Genomic DNA, 23401 nt, shown 5'->3' on the forward strand with positions numbered 1-23401 from the left:
GTGGACCCGAACGCACTGCCGACCAACAACGGGACCGACGGCAAGGTCCGCGGGAGCGGAAACGGCCCGGCCCTGTTCGTCCTTGCCTCGTGCCAGCTCATGGTCGTGCTCGACATCACCATCGTGAACATCGCGCTACCACACATCCAGACCGCCCTCAATTTCTCGACCGAGAGCCTCTCCTGGGTCGTCAACGCCTACACCCTCACCTTCGGAGGCCTGCTCCTGCTGGGCGGCCGAACCGGCGACATCCTCGGCAGGAAGCGCGTCTTCGTCTTCGGAGTGCTGCTCTTCGGCCTGGCCTCCCTCCTCGGCGGACTCGCCCAGAACGCCGGCCAGCTGATGGCGGCCCGGGCCCTCCAGGGCGTCGGCGGAGCCATCGCCTCCCCGACCTCGCTCGCCCTGATCACCACCACCTTCCGCGAAGGCCCGGCACGCAACCGGGCCTTCGGCGTGTTCGCCGCCGTCTCCGCCGGCGGCGGTGCGATCGGGCTCCTGGCGGGCGGGGTGCTGGTCGAATGGCTCAACTGGCGCTGGGTGCTCTTCGTCAACGTCCCGATCGCCCTGCTGATCGCCTTCCTGGCCGCCAGGGTCCTGCGCGAGTCCGCGCGCCACCCCGGGCACTTCGACCTCCCCGGCGCGCTGCTGGGCACCTGCGGCATGGTCAGCCTCGTCTACGGCTTCATCCGCGCGGCCCAGGAGGGCTGGCGCGACGGGCTCACCCTCGGCTCCTTCGCCGCCGCCGTGGTCCTGCTGGCCCTGTTCCTCCTCAACGAGCGGCGCTCGCCCCAGCCGATCACGCCGCTGCACATGTTCGCCGACCGCAACCGCGCGGGAACCTACGGGATCATGCTCTTCCTCGCCTGCGCGATCTTCGGCATGTTCTTCTTCCTGACCCTGTTCGTGCAGAACGTCCTCGGCTTCAGCCCGCTGCGGGCCGGACTCGCCTTCCTGCCCGTCAGCGTCATGGTCGCGCTGGCGGCCGGTTTCGCCTCTCAACTGCTGCCGAAGTACGGGCCCAAGCCCTTCATGGTCGGCGGCGCGCTGTGCTGCGCGACGGGACTGGGCTGGCTGACGCTCAGCGACGCCCACTCCACCTACCCGGGCAGCATCCTCGGCCCGCTCCTGGTGTTCGCCACCGGCATGGGGCTGCAGTTCGTCTCGCTGACCCTGATGGCCCTGTCCGGCGTCCCCGACCGGGAGTCCGGCGCGGCCTCAGGGCTGCTCAACTCGATGCAGCAGGTCGGGGGCTCCCTCGGGCTGTCGATCCTGGTCACCGTCTTCGGAACGGCCGGCCGCAACGAGGCGAAGGAGCAGGTGCCGGCCTTCCTCGGCACCGCGAGCCCCGAGCAGAAGGCCTTCTTCACACGCACCGGGCAGCTTCCCCGCCCCTGGGCCGACCAGGTGCTCACCTCGGGCGTGAGCGCGGCCTTCGTGGCGGCGTCCCTCTTCACGCTCGCCGGCGCCGTCATCGCGCTCCTCGCGATCCAGGTGCGGTCCTCGGACCTGGAACACCTCCAGGGCAACCACACCCCGGCCCCCGTCCCGGACGAGCGGGGCAGGTAGGCTCGGTCGCTCATCGCAAACCGGGGGGAATTTCCGATGTTCCGATCGTCCGTGCGCGGCGCCGCCGCGGCAGCCCTGACCGTCACCCTGGCGGCCTTCACCGTCTCCTGCGGGAGCGAACCCGAGCCGAAGGCCACCTCGGCCCCGCCGCCCTCGGCCTCCGCCGCCCCGTCGCCCGCCGCGTCCGCCGCCACGTCCCCGACGCCCGGCGCCTCCGGCGGTACGGGCGCACCCGCGTCACCCGCCGCGACGTCCACCGCCCGGCCCACGACCCCGGCCTCCGCGAGCGGCCTGCCCTCCACGCCGCCCGAACGCGTCCGGGACGCCTTCGCCGGACTCCAGGCGACCCTGGGCGACTCCTGCACCCCCGGCAACTGCGCGTACTTCCTCGGCCGCGTCCACGACGAACTCCACCGCCTGGACCGGGCGATGAAGGCCGACCCGAAGGGCCCCGGCCACTTCCCCGAGCCGATCGCCCTGATCGCGAAGCTCGACCGGCAACTCGGCGGAGACCGCGGCTTCGAGAACCTGAAGAAGCACCAGAACGCGCTGACCTCCACCCGGGACGAGATCAACACCTGGATGCAGGACCACCCCGACGACTACCGCTGACCGGTCCCTCCCGCTAGAGCAGCGCCGCGCGCGGCCGGGCCCCGTCGGCCCGGACGACCGTCCGCAGGGCCGGCCAGGAGCCGTCCGCGAAGGCCGGGTCCACCCGGGCCCGGCGGCGCCGCAGCCGCGGGACGCGGCGCAGGGCGCACTAGGGGCGTACGACGCGCGTGCCGGATCGCCCCGCCCCCACGGCGGGCGGACGGTGACCTTCCCGGGGCCGTCGACCGAGAGGGCCCCGTACGGCCCGGCCGTCTCCTCCCGCCAGTGCGTCCAGTGGAACCCGAACACGGCGAGGGCGAAGCGGCCGGCCTCGCTGTCCCACCCGCCGCGCGGCGCGGGCCCGTGCGCGACCCGGCCGGGCAGCAGCACGCGCGGCGGTCGGCGTACGTGCGGGGACAACCGGGTCGGAATCTCCTCTTCCATCGGCCCGTGATGAGCGCGGGCCCGCTAGACCTCCACGCGGCGGATCCGGCAGCGCGCCGGCCCCTCCGCCCGCAGGGTGATCCCGGCGCTCACCGGGATCTCCTGGTCCACGGCCTCGAACTCGTACGCGCGCAGCAGCATCGCCAGCGCGATCACCGACTCCAGCATCGAGAAGTGCTGCCCGATGCAGGCGCGCGGGCCGCCGCCGAAGGGGAACCACGCGTAACGGTGCCGGCCGGCCTCGGCCTCCGGCGTGAAGCGCTCGGGGTCGAAACGCTCCGGGTCGCTCCAGTACCGGGGGTGGCGGTGCGTCACCCAGGGGGCCAGGATCACGTCGGCGCCGGCCGGAACGGCACGGCCCTCGATCTCGGTGGCGGCGACCGCCTTGCGGCCGATCACCGGGGCCGCCGGGTAGAGCCGCATCGCCTCCTTGAGCACCTGCGTGAGGTAGGTGAGCCGCTCCAGGTCCGAGGCCTGCGGCGTACGCCCGCCGCCCAGCACGCTGCGGACCTCCTCCCGGGCCCGGGCCTGCTCCTCGGGGTGCCGGCCGAGCAGGTGCAGGGCGAAGGCCAGCGAGGTCGCCGTCGTCTCGTGGCCGGCGAGCAGGAAGACGAGCACCTGGTCGCGCAGTTCGGCGGCGTCGAAGGTGCCGTCGTCCGCGCTCCGCGCCCCGGCGAGCAGCGTCAGCAGGTCCTCGCCCGCCGGCTGCCCGGCAGCGGCTCCCCGCCGCCGGGCGATGATCCCGTCGCAGACGGCGTACAGCTCGTCCAGGGCGGCCGCCGCCCGCCGGTTGCCCGGGGTCGGCCAGGTGCGCGGGAGGTTGGCGGGGGAGTAGCCGCGGCGCAGCACGTACTCCGTGATGACCGGAAAGCACCGGTGCACGACGTCCACGGTGGCATCGACGTCCGCGCCGAACAGGATCCGGGACACCGCGCGCAGGGCCAGGCGCATCATCTCGGCGGAGACGTCGACGACCCCGTCCCGGGCCTGCGCCCATGCGGCCAGGGTGCCCTCGGTCTCGGCGGCGACGGCCCCGGCGTAGCCGTCGACCCGCCTGCGGGTGAACAGCGGCTGCACCAGGCGGCGCTGGCGCAGGTAGTCCGTGTCCTGGCTGGTCAGCAGGCCGTTGCCGAAGGAGTCCCGGACCTCCTGGTAGAAGGCGTTGTCCTTGCGGAAGTTGGCCGCCTCGGAGGCCAGCACCCGCTGGGCGCCCTCCGCGGAGAACACGCAGTACAGCTCGGCGCGCAGCCCGGGCGGGCCGGCGCTGATCCGCACGACGTCCCCGTGCCGCTGCCGGGCCCGCTCATAGGTCCCGAGGGAGTCCGACTTCAGGTCGAAGAGCGACCCGAGCAACGGCACCCCCTCCAGCCCGGGAACCCGAGCCCCGCCCGTCCGCACCACCATGGCCGCCCCCGCCTCTCGTCACCGTCCCGGCGGATTCTGCCCGCCCCGCCGCCCCGGGGGCGAGGCCCCCTCAGCCATCCGGCCGAATCCCGCCCCTGGGCGGGACGATGAAGCCCCCGCCGGCCGGCTGGGCGCCGGGGCGGGGGCTCCTGACCCGTTCTCGGGGTGAGCTGTCGCTAAATGTCCCGGAAGATCTCGATCTGGGCGCCGACCGAGTTGAGGCGCTCGGCGAGCTCCTCGTAGCCGCGGTTGATGACGTACACGTTGCGCAGGACCGAGGTGCCCTCGGCCGCCATCATCGCGAGGAGGACGACCACCGCGGGGCGGAGGGCCGGGGGGCACATCATCTCGGCCGCGCGCCAGCGGGTGGGGCCCTCGACCAGGACGCGGTGGGGGTCCAGGAGCTGGAGCCGGCCGCCGAGGCGGTTGAGGTCGGTCAGGTAGATGGCCCGGTTGTCGTACACCCAGTCGTGGATCAGGGTCTTGCCCTGGGCGGCCGCGGCGATGGCGGCGAAGAACGGGACGTTGTCGATGTTCAGCCCGGGGAAGGGCATCGGGTGGATCTTGTCGATCGGGGCTTCGAGCTTGGAGGGGCGGACCGTGAGGTCGACCAGGCGGGTGCGGCCGTTGTCGGCGACGTACTCGGCCGAGCGGTCGTGGTCGAGGCCCATCTCCTCCAGGACCGCGAGCTCGATCTCCATGAACTCGATCGGGACGCGGCGGATGGTGAGTTCGGACTCCGTCACCACGGCGGCGGCCAGGAGGCTCATCGCCTCGACCGGGTCCTCGGAGGGGGAGTAGTCCACGTCGACGTCGATGGCGGGTACGCCGTGGACGGTCAGGGTGGTGGTGCCGATGCCCTCGACCTCGACGCCCAGGGCCTCCAGGAAGAAGCACAGGTCCTGGACCATGTAGTTGGAGGAGGCGTTGCGGATGACGGTGACGCCGTCGTGGCGGGCCGCGGCCAGCAGGGCGTTCTCGGTGACCGTGTCCCCGCGCTCGGTCAGGACGATGGGCCGGCCGGGGGAGACCCCCGCCTCGACCTTCGCGTGGTAGATGCCCTCGGTCGCGGTGATGTCCAGGCCGAAGCGGCGCAGGGCGATCATGTGGGGCTCGATGGTGCGGGTGCCGAGGTCGCAGCCGCCGGCGTACGGCAGGCGGAACTGGTCCGTGCGGTGCAGGAGCGGGCCCAGGAACATGATGATGCTGCGGGTGCGGCGGGCCGCGTCCGCGTCGATGGCGTCCATGTCGAGCTGGGCCGGCGGGACGATCTCCAGGTCCACGCCGTCGTTGATCCAGCGGGTGCGGACACCGATGGAGTTGAGGACCTCGAGGAGCCGGTACACCTCCTCGATGCGGGCCACCCGCCGCAGGACGGTGCGCCCCTTGTTGAGCAGGGAGGCGCACAGCAGCGCCACGCACGCGTTCTTGCTCGTCTTGACGTCGATGGAGCCGGAGAGGCGGCGTCCGCCGACGACGCGCAGGTGCATCGGGCCGGCGTAGCCCAGGGAGACGATTTCGCTGTCGAGCGCTTCACCGATTCGGGCGATCATCTCAAGGCTGATGTTCTGGTTGCCGCGCTCGATGCGGTTCACCGCACTCTGGCTGGTGCCGAGGGCATCGGCGAGCTGACTCTGTGTCCAGCCCCGGTGCTGCCGGGCGTCACGGATGAGCTTGCCGATGCGTACGAGGTAGTCGTCTGCCATGGATGCACCGTATCTCAGATATGAGATGTGATCCGCGTGGGGTGCGCCAGACGGGTGCAATCGGTCCGTCAGATTCCACTTCCGGCCCAACCCCGCTTGCATGACCCGGACTCCGCCGCGCCCTTCTCCGGTCGAATCGGGCCAATCATTCGAAACTTCCCAGGGGCGGGCCGTTGAGTCGATCGACAGGGAGAGCGACATGTCGGATCGGGACGCCGCCGTCCAGCCGGGCGTCGCGCCCGCCGCTCGTCCCACCGCGGGAACCGTGTTCGCCGAAGGGGGCGACTCCGACGGGCGCGCGCACGCCGCGCCGGGGCTGTGGGCCATGAACGACGCGGGTTGGAGCCACCCCCTTGCCGCCACGGGGCCGAACCTGGTCTCGTGGTTCCAGGCCGAGGCGAGCGCGTCGCCCGGCGGCCGGCCGCTTCCCGTGCAGCCGTTCCTGCGCTGCGCGCAGGACACGACAGAGCGGATCGGCACCGTGCGCCTCACCGCGGTCCAGGTCCTCCTGCCGGTGCAGGGCGTTGACGCCTCGGCTCGCCCGCCGTACGCGACGACGCCCTCCATGCGGACGCCGGACTGGTTCGCCGCGTACGACCCGCGGGCTCGGGTGTCGGTGAAGGTCCGCGTCGACGGCGGCCTCGACCCGACGATCCCGGTGGTGGCGCCGCGGTTCGCCCGCCGCCTCGTCCCTCCGGAGCAGAACGTGTTCGCGGGTGGGCTCGACGAGGTCGCTCCCCCGGGAGGCTTTCCGGCGCCGCCGTTCGACGACAGCTTCTGGGACGGTCCGCCCCTGCACGGTATGACACTGTCCGGCGAGTTGGCGGAGTGGTCCTGCGGCGCGGCCGGCTGGCTCGCCGCGACCGCGGCCGACGCCGCCGCCCACATCGGCATCCGTACGCCAGTGCTGTTCACCGTCGTGCGGGCCTGACCGTCCGGCACCCCACCCGACGCGCCGGAGTCGCCCGGCGCTCGGCCCTGGGCGCGCGAGGTCATCCGGGCGTGCCGGAGCGTCCGCCCGGTGGACGGCCGTGGACGGCTCCGGCGGGCCGCGAGGTGTGCACCTCGTCCCCGCCCCCGGACATGTACTAGAGTTATCTCGACATCGAGATATCTGCCGAAGGCGTTCCGCAGCCGCCCCCGCTGATAAGGGTTACCTAACTTAGCCTGACCTTAGCGGATTGGCCACAGGGCGTGGCGGCAGGATGCGGTTATACGCGCGAAATCATGCATGAAGGAGACTGTCGTGTCGGCGAACAGCTTCGACGCCCGCAGCACGCTGCAGGTGGGCGACGAGTCGTACGAGATCTTCCGGCTGGACAAGGTTGAGGGCGCCGCCCGCCTTCCCTACAGCCTGAAGGTCCTGCTGGAGAACCTGCTCCGCACGGAGGACGGCGCGAACATCACCGCCGACCACATCCGGGCGCTCGGCGGCTGGGACTCCCAGGCGCAGCCCAGCCAGGAGATCCAGTTCACGCCGGCCCGCGTGATCATGCAGGACTTCACCGGCGTGCCCTGTGTCGTGGACCTCGCCACCATGCGTGAGGCCGTGAAGGAGCTCGGCGGCGACCCGTCCAAGATCAACCCGCTGGCCCCGGCCGAGCTGGTCATCGACCACTCCGTCATCGCCGACAAGTTCGGCACCAAGGACGCGTTCTCCCAGAACGTGGAGCTGGAGTACGGCCGCAACAAGGAGCGCTACCAGTTCCTGCGCTGGGGCCAGACCGCCTTCGACGAGTTCAAGGTCGTCCCCCCGGGCACCGGCATCGTCCACCAGGTCAACATCGAGCACCTGGCCCGCACCGTCATGGTCCGGGGCGGCCAGGCGTACCCCGACACCCTCGTCGGCACCGACTCGCACACCACCATGGTCAACGGCCTGGGCGTGCTGGGCTGGGGCGTCGGCGGCATCGAGGCCGAGGCCGCGATGCTCGGCCAGCCGGTCTCCATGCTGATCCCGCGCGTCGTGGGCTTCAAGCTGACCGGCGAGCTGCCGACCGGCACCACCGCCACCGACCTGGTGCTGACCATCACCGAGATGCTGCGCAAGCACGGGGTCGTCGGCAAGTTCGTCGAGTTCTACGGTGAGGGCGTCGCCGCCACCTCCCTCGCGAACCGCGCCACCATCGGCAACATGTCGCCGGAGTTCGGCTCCACCGCCGCGATCTTCCCGATCGACGACGAGACGCTGAAGTACCTGCGCCTGACGGGCCGCGACGCCCAGCAGGTCGCGCTGGTCGAGGCGTACGCCAAGGAGCAGGGCCTGTGGCTGGACCCGGCCGCCGAGCCGGACTTCTCCGAGAAGCTCGAGCTCGACCTCTCCACGGTCGTTCCCTCCATCGCCGGCCCGAAGCGCCCGCAGGACCGCATCGTCCTGGCCAACGCGGCCCAGCAGTTCGCCCAGGACGTGCGCAACTACGTGGACGACGTGGACGAGGCGGGCAAGGAGTCCTTCCCGGCCTCCGACGCCCCGGCGAACCACCCGAACGGCACCCCGTCGAAGCCCACCCTGGTCACCCTCGCGGACGGCTCCTCCTTCGAGATCGACCACGGCGCCGTCACCGTCGCCGCGATCACCTCCTGCACCAACACCTCGAACCCCTACGTCATGGTCGCCGCGGCGCTCGTGGCCAAGAAGGCGGTCGAGAAGGGCCTGACCCGCAAGCCGTGGGTCAAGACCACCCTGGCCCCCGGCTCGAAGGTCGTCACCGACTACTTCGACAAGGCCGGTCTGACCCCGTACCTCGACAAGATGGGCTTCAACCTCGTCGGGTACGGCTGCACCACCTGCATCGGCAACTCCGGTCCGCTGGACGAGGAGATCTCGAAGGCGATCAACGAGCACGACCTCGCGGTCACCTCGGTCCTCTCGGGCAACCGCAACTTCGAGGGCCGCATCAACCCCGACGTCAAGATGAACTACCTGGCCTCCCCGCCGCTGGTCGTCGCGTACGCCATCGCGGGCTCCATGAAGGTGGACATCACCAAGGACGCCATCGGCACCGACACCGAGGGCAAGCCGGTCTTCCTCCAGGACATCTGGCCCTCCGAGGCCGAGGTCAACGACGTCGTGGCGAACGCCATCGGCGAGGACATGTTCAACAAGTCCTACCAGGACGTCTTCGCGGGCGACGCCCAGTGGCAGGCGCTGTCGATCCCGACCGGCAACACCTTCGAGTGGGACCCGCAGTCCACCTACGTGCGCAAGCCCCCCTACTTCGAGGGCATGACGATGGAGACCACCCCGGTCTCCGACATCACCGGCGCCCGCGTGCTGGCGAAGCTGGGCGACTCGGTCACCACCGACCACATCTCCCCGGCCGGTGCGATCAAGGCCGACACCCCGGCCGGCAAGTACCTCACGGAGCACGGCGTCGAGCGCCGCGACTTCAACTCGTACGGTTCCCGCCGCGGCAACCACGAGGTCATGATCCGCGGTACGTTCGCCAACATCCGCCTGCGCAACCAGATCGCGCCGGGCACCGAGGGCGGCTTCACCCGCGACTTCACCGTCGAGGGCGCGCCGGTCTCCTTCATCTACGACGCCTCGCAGAACTACCAGGCCGCCGGCATCTCGCTGGTCATCCTGGCGGGCAAGGAGTACGGCTCCGGCTCGTCCCGCGACTGGGCGGCCAAGGGCACCGCGCTGCTCGGCGTCAAGGCCGTCATCGCCGAGTCCTACGAGCGCATCCACCGCTCGAACCTGATCGGCATGGGCGTCCTGCCCCTGCAGTTCCCCGAGGGCGCCACCGCGGCCTCCCTGGGCCTCACCGGCGAGGAGACCTTCTCCTTCACCGGTGTGGAGGAGCTGAACAACGGCACCACCCCGCGCACGGTCAAGGTCACCACCGACACCGGTGTCTCCTTCGACGCGGTCGTCCGCATCGACACGCCGGGTGAGGCCGACTACTACCGCAACGGCGGCATCATGCAGTACGTCCTGCGGAACCTCATCCGCGGCTAAGGGCGCGCCAGGCGGAGCGATCCGCCGTCTGTCGGCACCATAGGGCCGTACCCCCGTTAAGGGGGTGCGGCCCTTCCGCTTTTCGCGGCGGCGGTCCCAGGTGACGGACAGGTCTCAACTCGGAAAAGCCGGGAACGATCCTTGCGCACGATCTTGCTGAGCCGAGCGGAAGTGGACTATACCTGTGCCCGTCCGGGCCGCCGTGCGATCAGCGGCTCCGGGCCGGGGGATGCCGGGGTGCCCGCGGTGAGACCCGCCTTGTGGCAACTGCCGCGATTTCCGGCCTCCTTCACACTCCTGACGAAGGCGAGGACATGAGCATGGGATCCACTGGTGAGGGCCTCGGCCGCCGTGATCTGATCAAGCGTTCCGCAGCGCTCGGACTGATCGGCGTGCCGACGATGAGCTTCCTGTCCGCCTGCGCCTCCGGTGGTGAGGGCACCACGAAGGGCCCCGACAAGGGGGTCGTGTCCAAGGAGAACCCCTTCGGCGTCGCCAAGGGCGGCAAGCTCGACGTGGTCGTCTTCAAGGGCGGCTTCGGCGACGACTACGCGAAGGCCTGGGAGGCCGCCTTCGACAAGAAGTGGGGCACCACCAGCTCCCACGTCAGCACCCAGGAGATCGCGGCCAAGCTCCAGCCCCGCTTCAACGGCGGCACCCCGCCGGACGTCGTCGACGACTCCGGCGCCCAGCAGATCAAGATCGACGTCCTCGCGAAGGGCGGCCAGCTCGCCGACCTCAGCGTCGTGCTCGACGCGCCCTCGCTCGACGACCCCGGCAAGAAGGTCCGGGACACGCTCATTCCCGGTACCGTCGAACAGGGCACGCAGGGCGGCAAGTTCGTCGCCCTCTACTACGTCTACACCGTCTACGGCTTCTGGTACTCGGGCAAGCTCTTCAAGGAGAAGGGCTGGACCGAGCCCAAGACCTGGGACGAGTTCCTGGCCGTCTGCGCCAAGGCCAAGGAGGCCGGCATCGGCGGCCTGGCCCACCAGGGCAAGTTCCCGTACTACATCAATGTCGTCATCATGGACCTGATCGCCAAGAAGGGCGGTCTGGAGGCCATGAAGGCCATCGACAACCTGGCGCCGAACGCCTTCGAGGGCAACCCCGCCGCCCTGGCCGCCGTCGAGGCGGTCTACGAGGTGGTCGAGAAGGGCTACCTCATGCCCGGCACCAACGGCCTGACCCACACGGAATCCCAGACCGCCTGGAACCAGTACAAGGCGGCGTTCATCCCCTCCGGCTCCTGGCTGGAGAACGAGCAGCTCAAGCAGACCCCCGACGACTTCGACATGAAGTTCCTGCCGGTCCCGGTCCTCGCCGACAGCAAGCTCCCCTTCGAATCCATCCGGGCCGGGGCCGGCGAACCCTTCATCGTCCCGGAGAAGGCCGCCAACAAGCCGGGCGGCCTGGAGTTCCTGCGTTCGATGCTGTCACGCGAATGGTCCACCCTCTTCGCCCAGCAGGCCAACTCGCTCACCGTCGTCAAGGAAGGGGTCGACCCGGGCGTCAAGCTCCGCCCGGGCACCGCCTCGGCCGTCTCCGCCGTCAAGGCGGCGGGCCCGAACACCTTCAACTACCTGTACCCCGACTGGTACAGCGAGATGGACGCCGAGATCCAGAACGCGTCCAATGAGCTGATGACCCAGCGGATCCAGCCGAAGGAGTGGATCAAGCGGGCCCAGGCTGCGGTAGACAAGGCTGCGAAGGACCCCAACGCCAAGAACAACCGCCGCAGCTGACCACACGTCCACCGGCAGCGTCATCAGGGACGGACACCATGAGCCACGTAGCCCGGCGCGGAGGAAGGACCGGCTTCATCGCCGGCTTCCTCCTCCTGCCGCTCGCACTGTACCTGACCTTCGTCATCTGGCCGTACGTTCAGACGTTCGGATATTCCTTCACCAACTGGTCGGGCCAGTCGCCGACGTTCGACTTCGTCGGCCTGGAGAACTACTCCGCCCTGATGAGGGACGAGGTCTTCCGCATCGCCCTCTGGCACAACCTGCTGCTCCTGGTGTTCGTCCCGGTGATCACCATCCTGCTCGCCCTCTTCTTCGCCTTCATGGTGAACGCGGGAGGGCGCGGCGGGGCCGGCGGGGTGCGGGGCGTCCGCGGATCGGCCTTCTACAAGATCGTCTACTTCTTCCCGCAGGTCCTCTCCCTCGCCATCCTCGCGGTGCTCTTCGGGGCGGTGTACCGCAGCGACGAGGGCGGCCTGCTCAACGGCTTCCTCATCCGGGCCGGGCTGGTCGATCCGGCCCATCCCGTCGAATGGCTCAACGACCCCGACCTCGTCCTGTGGTGCCTGCTGCTCGTGGTGGTCTGGCACGGCGTCGGCTTCTACCTCGTCCTCTTCTCGGCGGCCATGCAGTCCGTGCCGAAGGACATCTACGAGGCCGCGCTGCTGGACGGCGCCGGCCGTGCCCAGACCTTCTTCAGGGTCACCCTGCCCCTGCTGTGGGACTCCGTGCAGACCTCCGCGGTCTACCTGGGCATCGCGGCGATGGACATGTTCGTCCTGGTGTCGACCATGACCTCGGCCCAGTTCGGCGGCGGACCCGACCACCACAGCGAGGTCATGGCCACCGTGCTGATGCGCAACTTCCTGTACTTCGGCAAGAGCGGCTACGCCTGCGCCATGGGCGTGGTCATGCTCGTCCTGACCATGATCCTCTCCATCGTCACGCTGCGTGCCACCCGCCGCGAGCGCATCGAGTTCTGAGCGGGAGACACGATGACCACAGTGATCAAGGCGCCGGGCGAGCCCTCGGCGGAGCGGTCCGGCGCCGCCGGCGGCCGGGGCGGGGACGGCGGCGGGCGCCGCTCCGACGGCCTGGCGCTCAACGTCTTCTCGCACGGCTTCCTCGCCGTCTGGGCGGTACTGATCGTGCTGCCGCTGGTCTGGCTGGTGCTCGGATCGTTCAAGACCGACACGCAGATCGGGGCCTCGGCCCTCAGCTGGCCCTCCAGCTGGCACTTCGACGCCTTCGGCCGTGCCTGGGACAAGGGCATCGGCGGCTACTTCGGCCACACCCTGATCGTGATGGCCTTCTCGGTCCCGCTGACCATGCTGCTCGGCTCCATGGCCGCGTACGTACTGGCCCGCTACCCCTTCCGGGGGAACCGGATCATCTACTACTTCTTCGTCAGCGGGGCGATGTTCCCCGTCTTCCTGGCGCTCGTACCGCTGTTCTTCATGGTCAAGCGCCTGGACATGCTCAACACGTACCAGGGGCTGGTCCTGGTCTACATCGCCTACTCGATGCCCTTCACCGTCTTCTTCATGCACTCCTTCTTCCGGACCCTGCCGACGGCGGTGCACGAGGCGGCCGTGATCGACGGGGCCTCCGACACCCGGATCTTCTTCCAGGTGATGCTGCCGATGGCCAAGCCGGGCCTGATCAGCGTGGGGATATTCAATGTCCTGGGCCAGTGGAACCAGTACATCCTGCCGTCGGTGCTGATGCAGCCGCAGAGCGGATCGGACCCCGAGCGCTACATGCTCACCCAGGGTCTGATCCAGCTGCAGTACCAGATGGGCTACGAGACGGACCTGCCGGTGCTGTTCGCCGGCGTGACCATCGCGATGATCCCCATGCTGGTGGTCTACCTGTCCTTCCAGCGTCAGATCCAGGCCGGCCTGACCTCGGCGACGCTGAAGTAGCGGCCGGCCGGCCGGTCGTCCGTCCGGCCGGCGCCGGTGCCACGGGGTGCGCCGCGGGCGTGGGTGACGTATGCCTGACAGGAGAGTCCGGGCGTGCGAAGGGAAGGAGGGCGGAGGGACCGGCGCCCCGGCGGCCATGGCACGATCTTCGCAGCCCTTGTTCATACTTTCTGGCTATGTGTCCGGTTCGCTCCGCCTCAGGGTCTTGACGGCGGAGTGGCCAAAGGCTCGACTTAAGGTTCACAAGTTGGAGAGAAGCCGGGGGTCTCGGAGCGCATAGCCGCGACACCGGCCGGGGCGCGACGGATGTCCGTCGCTCATGGCAGGAGTGGATGAGTCGTGCAGACTCCCGGATCGCAGTCCTCGCTGCACCGCGCGAACCTGGAACGAGTCGTGCGGGCCGTGCGCCTCGCCGGTTCGCTGACCCAGGCGGAGATCGCCCGCACCACCGGACTGTCGGCGGCCACGGTCTCCAACATCGTCCGCGAGCTCAAGGAGAGCGGGACCGTCGAGGTCACCGACACCTCGGCCGGCGGACGCCGGGCCCGCAGCGTCTCGCTCAGCGGGGACGCGGGCATCGTGATCGGCGTGGACTTCGGCCATACCCACCTGCGGGTGGCCGTGGGCAACCTGGCCCACCAGGTGCTGGCCGAGGAGGCCGAGCCGCTGGACGTGGACGCCTCCTGGGTCGACGGCTTCGACCGGGCGGAAACCCTGGTCGGGCGCCTGGTCCAGGGCATCGGCGTGGCCCGCGACAAGGTCATCGGCGTGGGGCTCGGCGTACCGGGCCCCATCGACGTGGAGTCCGGCACGCTGGGCTCGACCGCGATCCTGCCGGGCTGGGCCGGGATCAACCCGCGCCAGGAGCTCTCGCAGCGCCTGGGCGTACCGGTCTACGTGGACAACGACGCGAACCTCGGCGCGCTGGGGGAGCTGGTCTGGGGCAGCGGCCGGGGGGTCCGCGACCTGGCGTACATCAAGGTCGCGAGCGGTGTGGGCGCGGGCCTGGTGATCAACGGCCAGATCTACCGGGGACCGGGCGGCACCGCCGGGGAGATCGGGCACATCACCCTGGACGAATCCGGCCCCGTCTGCCGCTGCGGCAACCGCGGCTGCCTGGAGACCTTCGCCGCCGCGCGCTACGTGCTGCCGCTGCTCCAGGGCACGCACGGGCCCGAGCTGACGATGGAGAAGGTGGTCGAGCTGGCCCGGGGCGGGGACCCGGGCTGCCGCCGGGTGGTCACCGACGTGGGCCGCCACATCGGCAGCGGCGTGGCCAGCCTCTGCAACCTCCTGAACCCGAGCCGGGTGGTGCTGGGCGGTTCGCTGGCGGAGGCCGGTGAACTGGTGCTGTCGCCGATCCGCGAGTCCGTGGGGCGGTACGCGATCCCCAGCGCGGCCCGTCAGCTGTCGGTGCTCACGGGCTCGTTGGGCGGCCGGGCGGAGGTGCTCGGCGCACTGGCCCTCGTACTCAGCGAGATGGGCGATTCGACGCTTTTGGCGGAAAATGGCATTGGGGTGCGAGCTCCCGCCGTCATGTCTTCAGTTAGATAACGGATGGCACCGTTGTCATCTCGTTAAGGATTCACTCCTTGACGACAAATTGCGGCCGGGGTTGACTCACATCCACCTCGGCCGCAGCGTTGCGGCCTCGTCAGGGAGGTTCAACGAATGAACACGCGTATGCGCAGAGCCGCCGTAGCCGTCGCCGCGGGTGCCATGGCCGTTTCGCTGGCCGCATGTGGCAGCGCCAAGGAAGCGGGCGGCGAGAAGAAGCCCTCCGGCTCCGCCGCCGCCGGTGACGCCATCAAGGTCGGTCTGCTCCTGCCGGAGAACCAGACCGCGCGCTACGAGAAGTTCGACAAGCCGCTGATCGAGAAGAAGGTCGCCGATCTCACCGGCGGCAAGGCCGAGGTGGTCTACGCCAACGCCAAGCAGGACGCGACCACGCAGAACTCGCAGGTCGACACGATGATCACCAACAAGGTGAACGTCCTGATCATCGACGCGGTCGACGCCAAGGCCATCGCGGGCTCGGTCAAGAAGGCCAAGGACGCCGGCATCCCGGTCGTCGCCTACGACCGCCTGGCGGAGGGCCCGATCGACGCCTACACCTCCTTCGACAACGAAGAGGTCGGCAAGGTCCAGGGCAAGGCCCTGCTGGAGGCCCTGGGCGACAAGGCCAAGGACGGCCAGATCGTCATGATGAACGGCTCCGTCACCGACCCGAACGCCGCGCTGTTCAAGAAGGGCGCCCACTCCGTCCTCGACGGCAAGGTGACCATCGGCAAGGAGTACGACACCAAGGAGTGGAAGCCGGAGAACGCCAACACCAACATGGCGGGCGCGCTCACCGCGCTCGGCAAGGACAAGGTGATCGGCGTCTACTCGGCCAACGACGGCATGGCCGGCGGCATCATCACCGCCCTCAAGGCCGCCGGTCTGTCCCCCCTCCCGCCGGTCACCGGCCAGGACGCCGAACTGGCCGGCGTCCAGCGGATCGTGGCGGGCGAGCAGTTCATGAGCGTCTACAAGCCGTACGCCCCCGAGGCCGCGGCCGCCGCCGAGATGGCCGTCGCCCTCGCCAAGGGCGAGAAGATCGACGGCATCATCAACAACAAGGTCGACAGCCCGACCTCCAAGGGCGTTCCGTCCGTGCTGATCCCGGTCGTCTCCCTCACCAAGGCCAACATCAAGGACACCGTGGTCAAGGACGGCGTCTACACGGTCGAGGAGATCTGCACCGACAAGTTCGCGGCCGCCTGTGCCGCCATCGGCCTCAAGTAAGGCCCCGTCGCCGCCTTCGCGCGGCGGCCCACCCGCCCTGCCCGGTGCCCCGCACCTCATACCCCGCCACCCGCGGGGTGCCGGGCAGAAACGCTTCATCTTTCGCTTGTCGAATCCCCCATCCGCCCCGCTCCTGCTCTTTTGCACGACATCCCCGCCGGTCAGGCGGCGAAGGAGATGGTTCATGTGTCCGCTGCGCCCGTGCTGGCGTTGCGAGGGGTCTCGAAGCGGTTCGGCGCCGTCCAGGCCCTGACCGACGTAGAACTCGAGATCCACTCCGGTGAGGTCGTCGCCCTGGTCGGCGACAACGGCGCCGGCAAGTCCACGCTGGTCAAGACGATCGCCGGCGTGCACCCCATCGATGACGGAGTCATCGAGTGGGAGGGCCGCCCGGTCTCCATCAACAAGCCCCACGACGCCCAGAACCTCGGCATCGCGACCGTCTACCAGGACCTCGCGCTGTGCGACAACATCGACGTCGTCGGCAACCTCTTCCTCGGGCGCGAGCTCAAGCGCTTCGGCGTCCTCGACGAGGTGGAGATGGAGCGCCGCGCCCGCGAGCTCCTGACCACCCTGTCCATCCGGATCCCCAGTGTCAGGATCCCCATCGCCTCGCTCTCCGGCGGCCAGCGCCAGACCGTGGCGATCGCCCGCTCCATGCTGGGCGAGCCCCGGCTCGTGATCCTCGACGAGCCCACCGCCGCCCTCGGCGTCGAGCAGACCGCACAGGTGCTCGACCTCGTGGAGCGGCTGCGCGAGCGCGGCCACGCGGTCATCCTCATCAGCCACAACATGGCCGACGTGAAGGCCGTCGCCGACAAGGTGGCGGTGCTGCGGCTGGGCCGCAACAACGGCGTCTTCAACGTCGCCGACACCTCGCAGGAAGAGATCATCTCCGCCATCACCGGGGCCACGGACAACGCCGTGACCCGCCGGGCGGCCCGCACCGGGGAGGCCCGCAAGTGAGCACCGAACACCACACCTCGGCGGAAGAGGTGGCCAAGCTGGCCAACCCCGCCGCCCCGGCGGACGCGATTCCCGTGGTGGACCCGCGCCTGCTCGTGCGCGAGCAGGGGCTGTCCGGCTACCTGAGCGAGTTCGGCCGCAAGATGAAGGCCGGCGACCTCGGCTCCATCCCGGTCGTCCTCGGCCTGATCATCATCTGGGGCATCTTCCAGGGGCTGAACTCGAACTTCCTCTCCCCGGAGAACCTCTCCAACATCGCGATCACCATGGTCGCCACCGGCATGATGGCCGTCGGCATCATCTTCGTCCTGCTGCTCGGCGAGATCGACCTCTCGGTCGGCTCCGTCAGCGGCGTCTCGGGCGCGATCGTGGCCGTCCTCGCCGTCACCCACGGCATCAACGAGTGGCTCGCGATCCTCGCCGCCGTCGCCGGCGGCGCCCTGATCGGTGCCGTCCACGGCTTCTTCTTCGCCAAGATCGGTGCACCCGCCTTCGCGGTCACCCTGTCCGGCCTGCTGTTCTGGTCCGGCGCGATGCTCCAGATCCTGGGCAGCAACGGCACCGTCAACCTCGACTCCGAGGGCGTGGTCGGGCAGCTCACCACGTACTACTTCTCGGACGTGGCCGCCGGCTACGGCCTCGCGGCGCTCGCCACGGTGGCGTACTTCCTCGCCACCTTCTTCGACAACCGCCGCCGGGAGGCCGCCGGGGTCCCCTCGCGGCCCCTGAGCGAGATCCTGCTGCGCACCGGCATGCTGGCCCTGTTCACGTTCGGCCCCGCCGTCGTGTTCAACCAGTACAAGGGCCTGCCGCTGGCCCTGGTGCTCTTCGTGGTGGCCCTGGTCGGCACGGACTTCGTCCTGCGCCGCACCACCTTCGGCCGCAACGTCTTCGCCCTCGGCGGCAGCGTCGAGGCCTCCCGCCGCGCGGGCATCAACGTCAACGGGATCCGCATCGCGGTCTTCGCGATCGCGGGCACCTTCGCGGCCATCGGCGGCCTCTTCTGGGCCTCCAAGATCGCGGCGGCCAACCAGAGCGCCGGCGCCGGCGACCTCCTGATGAACGTCATCGCGGCGGCCGTCATCGGCGGAACCAGCCTCTTCGGCGGCCGCGGACGGACGTGGAACGCCCTCCTCGGTGTGATGGTCATCACCAGCATCCAGTACGGTCTGGCCCTGGAGGGCATCGCGACCCCGATCCAGTACATGATCACCGGTGCCGTCCTGCTGGCCACGGTGGTCATCGACTCGGTGACCCGCAAGACCCAGAAGACGGCCGGCCGCGCCTGACCGCGCGACCTGGGCCGATCCCGGGCGGTAAGACCCGTCACAGTGCCCGGTGCCACTCCGTGTGGCACCGGGCACCCGTGCGTGCGCGCATGCGTACGGATGTGCAGGTATACACCCGTTCGGGAGGTGTGACGCCGCTGCGGGGTGCACAGGTATGACACAGGTGTGGCCCGCCAGGCACCGCCCGATGACCGGCTCCGCGAGCGGAACATTAGACTCGACAGACCAGCAAGCAACTGCAAGGAGGCACGGGTGCTGCTGACCCGCATCAAGGGACCGCGCGATCTGGACCGGCTCAGCCAGGAGGAGCTGATCCAGCTCGCCGCCGAGATCAGGTCCTTCCTCGTCGACGCCGTCTCCAAGACCGGCGGGCACCTCGGCCCCAACCTCGGCGTGGTCGAACTGACGATCGCCCTGCACCGGGTCTTCGAATCGCCCAAGGACAAGGTCCTCTTCGACACCGGCCACCAGGCGTACGTCCACAAGCTGCTCACCGGCCGCCAGGACTTCGGGAACCTGCGAGCCAAGGGCGGCCTGTCCGGCTACCCGTCGCGCGCCGAGTCCGACCACGACGTGATCGAGAACTCCCACGCCTCCACGGTGCTGGGCTGGGCCGACGGCCTCGCCAAGGCCAACGAGGTGCTCGGCCGCGAGGACCACCACGTCGCCGCCGTCATCGGCGACGGCGCGCTGACCGGAGGCATGGCCTGGGAGGCGCTGAACAACATCGCCGCCGCCAAGGACCGCCCGCTCGTCATCGTCGTCAACGACAACGAGCGCTCGTACGGCCCCACCATCGGCGGCCTCGCCAACCACCTGGCCACCCTGCGCACCACGGACGGCTACGAGCGCTTCCTGGCCCGCGGCAAGGAGATCCTGGAGCGCACCCCGGTCGTCGGGAAGCCGCTCTTCGAGACCCTGCACGGCGCCAAGAAGGGCCTCAAGGACTTCATCGCCCCGCAGGGCATGTTCGAGGACCTGGGCCTGAAGTACATCGGCCCCATCGACGGCCACGACATGGAAGCCCTGGAGTCCGCCCTCCAGCGTGCCAAGCGCTTCAGCGGCCCGGTCATCGTCCACTGCCTCACCCAGAAGGGCCGCGGCTACACCCCGGCGCTGGAGCACGAGGCGGACCGTTTCCACGCGGTCGGCGTGATCCACCCCGACACGGGGCTGCCGGTCAAGACCGCCGCCGCCAGCTGGACCTCCGTCTTCGCCGACGAGATGGTCAAGCTCGGCCACGAGCGCGAGGACATCGTCGGCATCACCGCCGCCATGCTCCACCCGGTCGGCCTCCACAAGTTCGCCGAGGCCTTCCCCGACCGCATCTACGACGTCGGCATCGCCGAGCAGCACGGCGCCACCTCGGCCGCCGGGCTCGCCACCGGCGGCGTCCACCCCGTCTTCGCGGTGTACGCCACCTTCCTCAACCGCGCCTTCGACCAGGTCCTCATGGACGTGGCCCTCCACAAGTGCGGGGTCACCTTCGTGCTGGACCGGGCCGGGGTCACCGGTGACGACGGCGCCTCCCACAACGGCATGTGGGACATGTCCATCCTCCAGGTCGTCCCCGGCCTGCGCCTGGCCGCCCCGCGCGACGCCGAGCAGCTGCGCGCCCAGCTGCGCGAGGCCGTCGAGGTCAAGGACGCCCCGACAGTCGTGCGCTACTCCAAGGGCGTCGTCGGCCCGGCCGTCCCCGCCGTCGGCCGGATCGGCGGCATGGACGTCCTGCGCGCCCCGGCCCCCGAGGTCACCCGGCCGGACGTACTCCTCGTCTCGGTCGGCGCCCTCGCCCCGATGTGCCTGGAGATCGCCGACCTCCTGGACAAGCAGGGCATCTCCTCGACCGTGGTCGACCCCCGCTGGGTCAAGCCCGTGGACGAGGCCCTGGCCCCGCTCGCGGACCGCCACCGGGTCGTCGTCACCGTCGAGGACAACGGCCGCACCGGCGGGGTCGGCGCGGCCGTATCCCAGGCCCTGCGCGACGCGGGGGTCGACGTGCCGCTGCGCGACTTCGGCATCCCGCAGCGCTTCCTCGACCACGCGCTGCGCAAGGAGATCATGGCCGAGATCGGCCTGACCGCTCCGGACATCGCCCGCCAGGTCACCGGTCTGGTCGCCAAGCTGGACGGGCGCTACGAGAACGAGCCCGCCGCCATCGACTAGCGGGAGGGGCCGGACGGGCCGGACCGCGCGGTTGCACGTCACGGGCCGGGAGATCACCCTTGAGGGGTGGGCCTCCCGGCCCGTTCGCGTACTTCTTGGGAGGTGCGTAGGTGAGCACGGATCAGAACAGCCCGTTCCGCACCAAGACGGTGGAACAGTCCATCCGTGACACGGAGGAGCCGGAGCACGCGCTCCGCAAATCGCTCTCCGCCTGGGACCTGACGGTCTTCGGTGTCGGCGTCATCATCGGCACCGGCATCTTCGTCCTCACGGGCATCGCGGCCCGGAACAACGCCGGACCCGCCACCGCCCTCGCCTTCGTGGCCGCGGGCGTCGTCTGCGCCCTCGCAGCGCTCTGCTACGCGGAGTTCGCGTCCACCGTCCCGGTGGCCGGCTCGGCGTACACCTTCGCGTACGCCTCGATCGGCGAGCTGCCCGCCTGGATCATCGGCTGGGACCTGGTGCTCGAATTCGCGCTCGGCACCGCCGTCGTGGCGGTCGGCTGGTCCGGATACGTACGCCACCTCATGCACACGAACCTGGGCTGGGACATGCCCGTCGCGCTGTCCGGGCCCGACGAGGGCGGAACCTTCGACCTGCTGGCCTTCCTGCTGGTCCTGGTGCTGACCGCGGTCCTCGTCATCGGGACGAAGCTGTCGGCCCGCATCACCGCGGTCGTCGTCGCCATCAAGGTCACCGTGGTGATGCTGGTCATCATCGCGGGCCTGTTCTTCATCAAGGCCGACAACTACTCGCCGTTCATCCCGCCCGCCGAGCCACAGGCCGGCGGAGCCGGCTGGCACGCGCCACTGGTCCAGCTGCTGTTCGGCTACGCACCCACCAACTTCGGCGTCATGGGCATCTTCACCGCGGCCTCACTCGTCTTCTTCGCCTTCATCGGCTTCGACGTCGTGGCCACCGCGGCCGAGGAGACCAGGAACCCCCAACGGGACATGCCCCGCGGCATCCTGGGCTCGCTGCTGATCTGCACGGTGCTGTACGTCGCGGTGACGGTCGTGGTCACCGGCATGCAGTACTACCGGGAGATGTCGCCGACCGCCCCGCTCGCCGACGCCTTCAAGGCCGTGGACCAGCCCTTCTTCTCCGGGGCCATCAGCCTCGGGGCGTCCGTCGGCCTCATCACGGTGTGCATGATCCTGCTGCTGGGCCAGACCCGCGTGTTCTTCGCCATGAGCCGTGACGGACTGCTGCCGCGGGTTTTCTCCGTCACCCACCCGAAGTACCGCACCCCCTACCGGGCCACCCTGCTGCTCGGCGTGCTCATCGCCGTCGTCGCCGGGTTCACCAGCCTCGAGAAGCTCGCGGAACTGGTCAACATCGGCACCCTGTTCGCCTTCGTCATCGTGGCGCTCGGCGTGATCATCCTGCGCAGGACCCGCCCCGACCTGCACCGGGCCTTCCGCACCCCGTGGGTGCCGTTCATCCCGATCCTGTCGATGGCGGCCTCGCTCTGGCTGATGCTCAACCTGCCGGCCGAGACCTGGCTGCGCTTCGGGATCTGGATGGCGGTCGGCATCGTCGTCTACTTCCTGTACGGCAGGCGCAAGAGCCGCCTGGGCCAGGCCGGCCAGGACGCGGAGTACTAGCGGACGCGGCGGTTCACCGGGAACCCGCCGACGGGGACGGCTTGGGCGCCGGCGACTTGGCGCCCGGGCCGCCCTTGGCGGGGGAGTCCTTCGCCGAGGCGGGGACCTTCTGGTCGGTGCGCAGGGCCTCCCACAGCTGGGAGGCCTGCTCCTGTGCGACGACGACCCTGTTGCGGTCCACCTTGTCGTAGGCCACCGGCAGCATGATGGTCTCCATGGTGGACGGGTCCACGCCCTTCACGCTCCGCGCGAAGTCGGACAGCGCGGTGAGCGAGGCCAGATCGGAGTCGGTGGTCAGTGACTTGGTGCCGGCGTCGGCCAGCTTGTAGAGCCGCGCCGGATTGCCGAAGGCGTCCTGGTTCTTGATCTCGGACAGCATCGCGATCATGAACTGCTGCTGGAGCCCTATGCGTCCGAGGTCGCTGCCGTCCCCGTAGCCGTAGCGGGTCCGTACGAACTTCAGCGCGTCGGTGCCGTTCAGCCGGTGCGTGCCCGCGTCCAGCTTGAGGCCGCCCTTCGCGCCGGTCATCGGCCGGTCGAGGGTGACGGTGACCCCGCCGAGGGCGTCCACCAGCCCCTTGAAGCCGGCGAAGTCCACCTCGACGAAGTGGTCCACGCGGATCCCGGACAGCTGCTCCACCGTCTTGACCACGCAGGCCGGACCGCCCAGCGTGTAGACGGAGTTGAACATGACCCGGCCGGCCTCGGGGACGGTCCTGCCGTCCTTGTCCTTGCACTCGGGCCGGGTGATCAGGGTGTCGCGCGGGATGCTCACCGCGGTGGCCCTGGCCCGGCCCTCGGGTATGTGCACCAGCATGGCGGTGTCGGAGCGGGCCCCGCTGACGTCGCCGTGGTCCAGTTCGCGGTTGGCGCCGGCCCGCGAGTCGGAGCCGAGCACCAGGACGTTCCGCGCGTTCCCGGCCGACTTGGGCGGCCGGTTGTCCGTGCCGATGGCCTGGTCCAGGTCGACGCTGTCGATGTTCCCGTTGAGGTGGTCGTAGGCCCACCAGCCGGACCCCGCCGCGCCGAGGACCACGACGGCCGCCGTCCAGGCGAGCCCCCGCCGGATCCGTGCGGCGCGCGAGCGGGGCGGAGCCGTGGTGGGGGTGGAGTCTGAGGTCATGCCCGGGGACCGGTCCTTCCGAACGGGTGGCGGGAGATCCGGTGGGGATCTCGGGGGGATCTCGCGGGCTACAACATAGACGCAGGAGGCCGCCCCGGGCCCCCGGGGTATCCTGATT

At 70.0% G+C, this 23401-nt stretch carries 16 protein-coding genes; 13 read left to right on the top strand and 3 right to left on the bottom strand.

The annotated features are described in order from the left end of the window. Together ACZ4WZ_RS27705 and ACZ4WZ_RS27710 are read left to right on the top strand one after the other, a co-directional pair. Nucleotides 1-1566, top strand: a complete 1566-nt coding sequence (locus ACZ4WZ_RS27705; RefSeq protein WP_467894430.1) for an MFS transporter — start codon at nt 1-3, stop codon at nt 1564-1566. Between the two features lie 36 nt (nt 1567-1602). Further along, nucleotides 1603-2178, top strand: a complete 576-nt coding sequence (locus tag ACZ4WZ_RS27710) for a hypothetical protein (RefSeq protein ID WP_467894431.1) — start codon at nt 1603-1605, stop codon at nt 2176-2178. Between the two features lie 447 nt (nt 2179-2625). Here ACZ4WZ_RS27710 and ACZ4WZ_RS27715 read toward each other — a convergent pair whose 3' ends face one another. Continuing rightward, a complete protein-coding gene (locus ACZ4WZ_RS27715) occupies nt 2626-4005 on the bottom strand; it encodes a cytochrome P450 (RefSeq protein WP_467894432.1) in 1380 nt (459 codons plus the stop codon). Between the two features lie 176 nt (nt 4006-4181). Next, nucleotides 4182-5711, bottom strand: a complete 1530-nt coding sequence (locus ACZ4WZ_RS27720; RefSeq protein WP_467894434.1) for a helix-turn-helix domain-containing protein — start codon at nt 5709-5711, stop codon at nt 4182-4184. A gap of 199 nt (nt 5712-5910) precedes the next feature. On the opposite strand from ACZ4WZ_RS27720, the gene ACZ4WZ_RS27725 reads away from it, so the two are divergent. The 11 genes from ACZ4WZ_RS27725 to ACZ4WZ_RS27775 all read left to right on the top strand — a co-directional run bounded on the left by ACZ4WZ_RS27725 (nt 5911) and on the right by ACZ4WZ_RS27775 (nt 22160). Then, nucleotides 5911-6642: a hypothetical protein gene (locus tag ACZ4WZ_RS27725; RefSeq protein ID WP_467894435.1), complete on the top strand. Its 732-nt coding sequence runs from the start codon at nt 5911-5913 to the stop codon at nt 6640-6642. A gap of 315 nt (nt 6643-6957) precedes the next feature. Then, the gene (gene acnA, locus ACZ4WZ_RS27730) at nt 6958-9675 is read left to right on the top strand and encodes an aconitate hydratase AcnA (RefSeq protein ID WP_467894437.1); all 2718 of its coding nucleotides are present in this window, start codon (nt 6958-6960) and stop codon (nt 9673-9675) included. Nucleotides 9676-9995: 320 nt separating this feature from the next. Beyond that, the gene (gene ngcE / locus ACZ4WZ_RS27735; protein ID WP_467894438.1) at nt 9996-11420 is read left to right on the top strand and encodes an N-acetylglucosamine/diacetylchitobiose ABC transporter substrate-binding protein; all 1425 of its coding nucleotides are present in this window, start codon (nt 9996-9998) and stop codon (nt 11418-11420) included. 38 nt (nt 11421-11458) lie between these two features. After that, nucleotides 11459-12403 carry a carbohydrate ABC transporter permease gene (locus tag ACZ4WZ_RS27740; RefSeq protein WP_467894439.1) on the top strand — a complete coding sequence of 315 codons (945 nt, stop codon included), beginning with the start codon at nt 11459-11461 and terminating at the stop codon, nt 12401-12403. A 12-nt stretch (nt 12404-12415) separates the two neighbouring features. Next, nucleotides 12416-13345, top strand: coding sequence for a carbohydrate ABC transporter permease (locus ACZ4WZ_RS27745; protein WP_467894441.1), 930 nt, complete (start codon nt 12416-12418; stop codon nt 13343-13345). 339 nt (nt 13346-13684) lie between these two features. Continuing rightward, nucleotides 13685-14899, top strand: a complete 1215-nt coding sequence (locus ACZ4WZ_RS27750; protein ID WP_467894442.1) for an ROK family transcriptional regulator — start codon at nt 13685-13687, stop codon at nt 14897-14899. A 117-nt stretch (nt 14900-15016) separates the two neighbouring features. Then, nucleotides 15017-16132 carry a sugar ABC transporter substrate-binding protein gene (locus ACZ4WZ_RS27755; RefSeq protein ID WP_467894443.1) on the top strand — a complete coding sequence of 372 codons (1116 nt, stop codon included), beginning with the start codon at nt 15017-15019 and terminating at the stop codon, nt 16130-16132. A gap of 177 nt (nt 16133-16309) precedes the next feature. Beyond that, on the top strand, nt 16310-17098 hold the full coding sequence (locus ACZ4WZ_RS27760; protein ID WP_388938517.1) for an ATP-binding cassette domain-containing protein: 789 nt from the start codon (nt 16310-16312) through the stop codon (nt 17096-17098). Between the two features lie 29 nt (nt 17099-17127). Next, nucleotides 17128-18387, top strand: coding sequence for a sugar ABC transporter permease (locus ACZ4WZ_RS27765; RefSeq protein ID WP_467894473.1), 1260 nt, complete (start codon nt 17128-17130; stop codon nt 18385-18387). Between the two features lie 252 nt (nt 18388-18639). Next, nucleotides 18640-20553, top strand: a complete 1914-nt coding sequence (gene dxs / locus ACZ4WZ_RS27770) for a 1-deoxy-D-xylulose-5-phosphate synthase (RefSeq protein WP_467894444.1) — start codon at nt 18640-18642, stop codon at nt 20551-20553. A gap of 110 nt (nt 20554-20663) precedes the next feature. Continuing rightward, entirely contained in the window at nt 20664-22160 is a 1497-nt protein-coding gene (locus ACZ4WZ_RS27775; RefSeq protein ID WP_467894445.1) for an amino acid permease, read from the top strand. 13 nt (nt 22161-22173) lie between these two features. Here the strand turns inward: ACZ4WZ_RS27775 and ACZ4WZ_RS27780 are convergent, their stop codons facing one another. Further along, nucleotides 22174-23283 carry an LCP family protein gene (locus tag ACZ4WZ_RS27780; protein ID WP_467894446.1) on the bottom strand — a complete coding sequence of 370 codons (1110 nt, stop codon included), beginning with the start codon at nt 23281-23283 and terminating at the stop codon, nt 22174-22176. Between the last annotated feature and the right edge of the window lie 118 nt (nt 23284-23401).

The sequence above is a fragment of the Streptomyces sp. NPDC029122 genome (assembly GCF_055569445.1).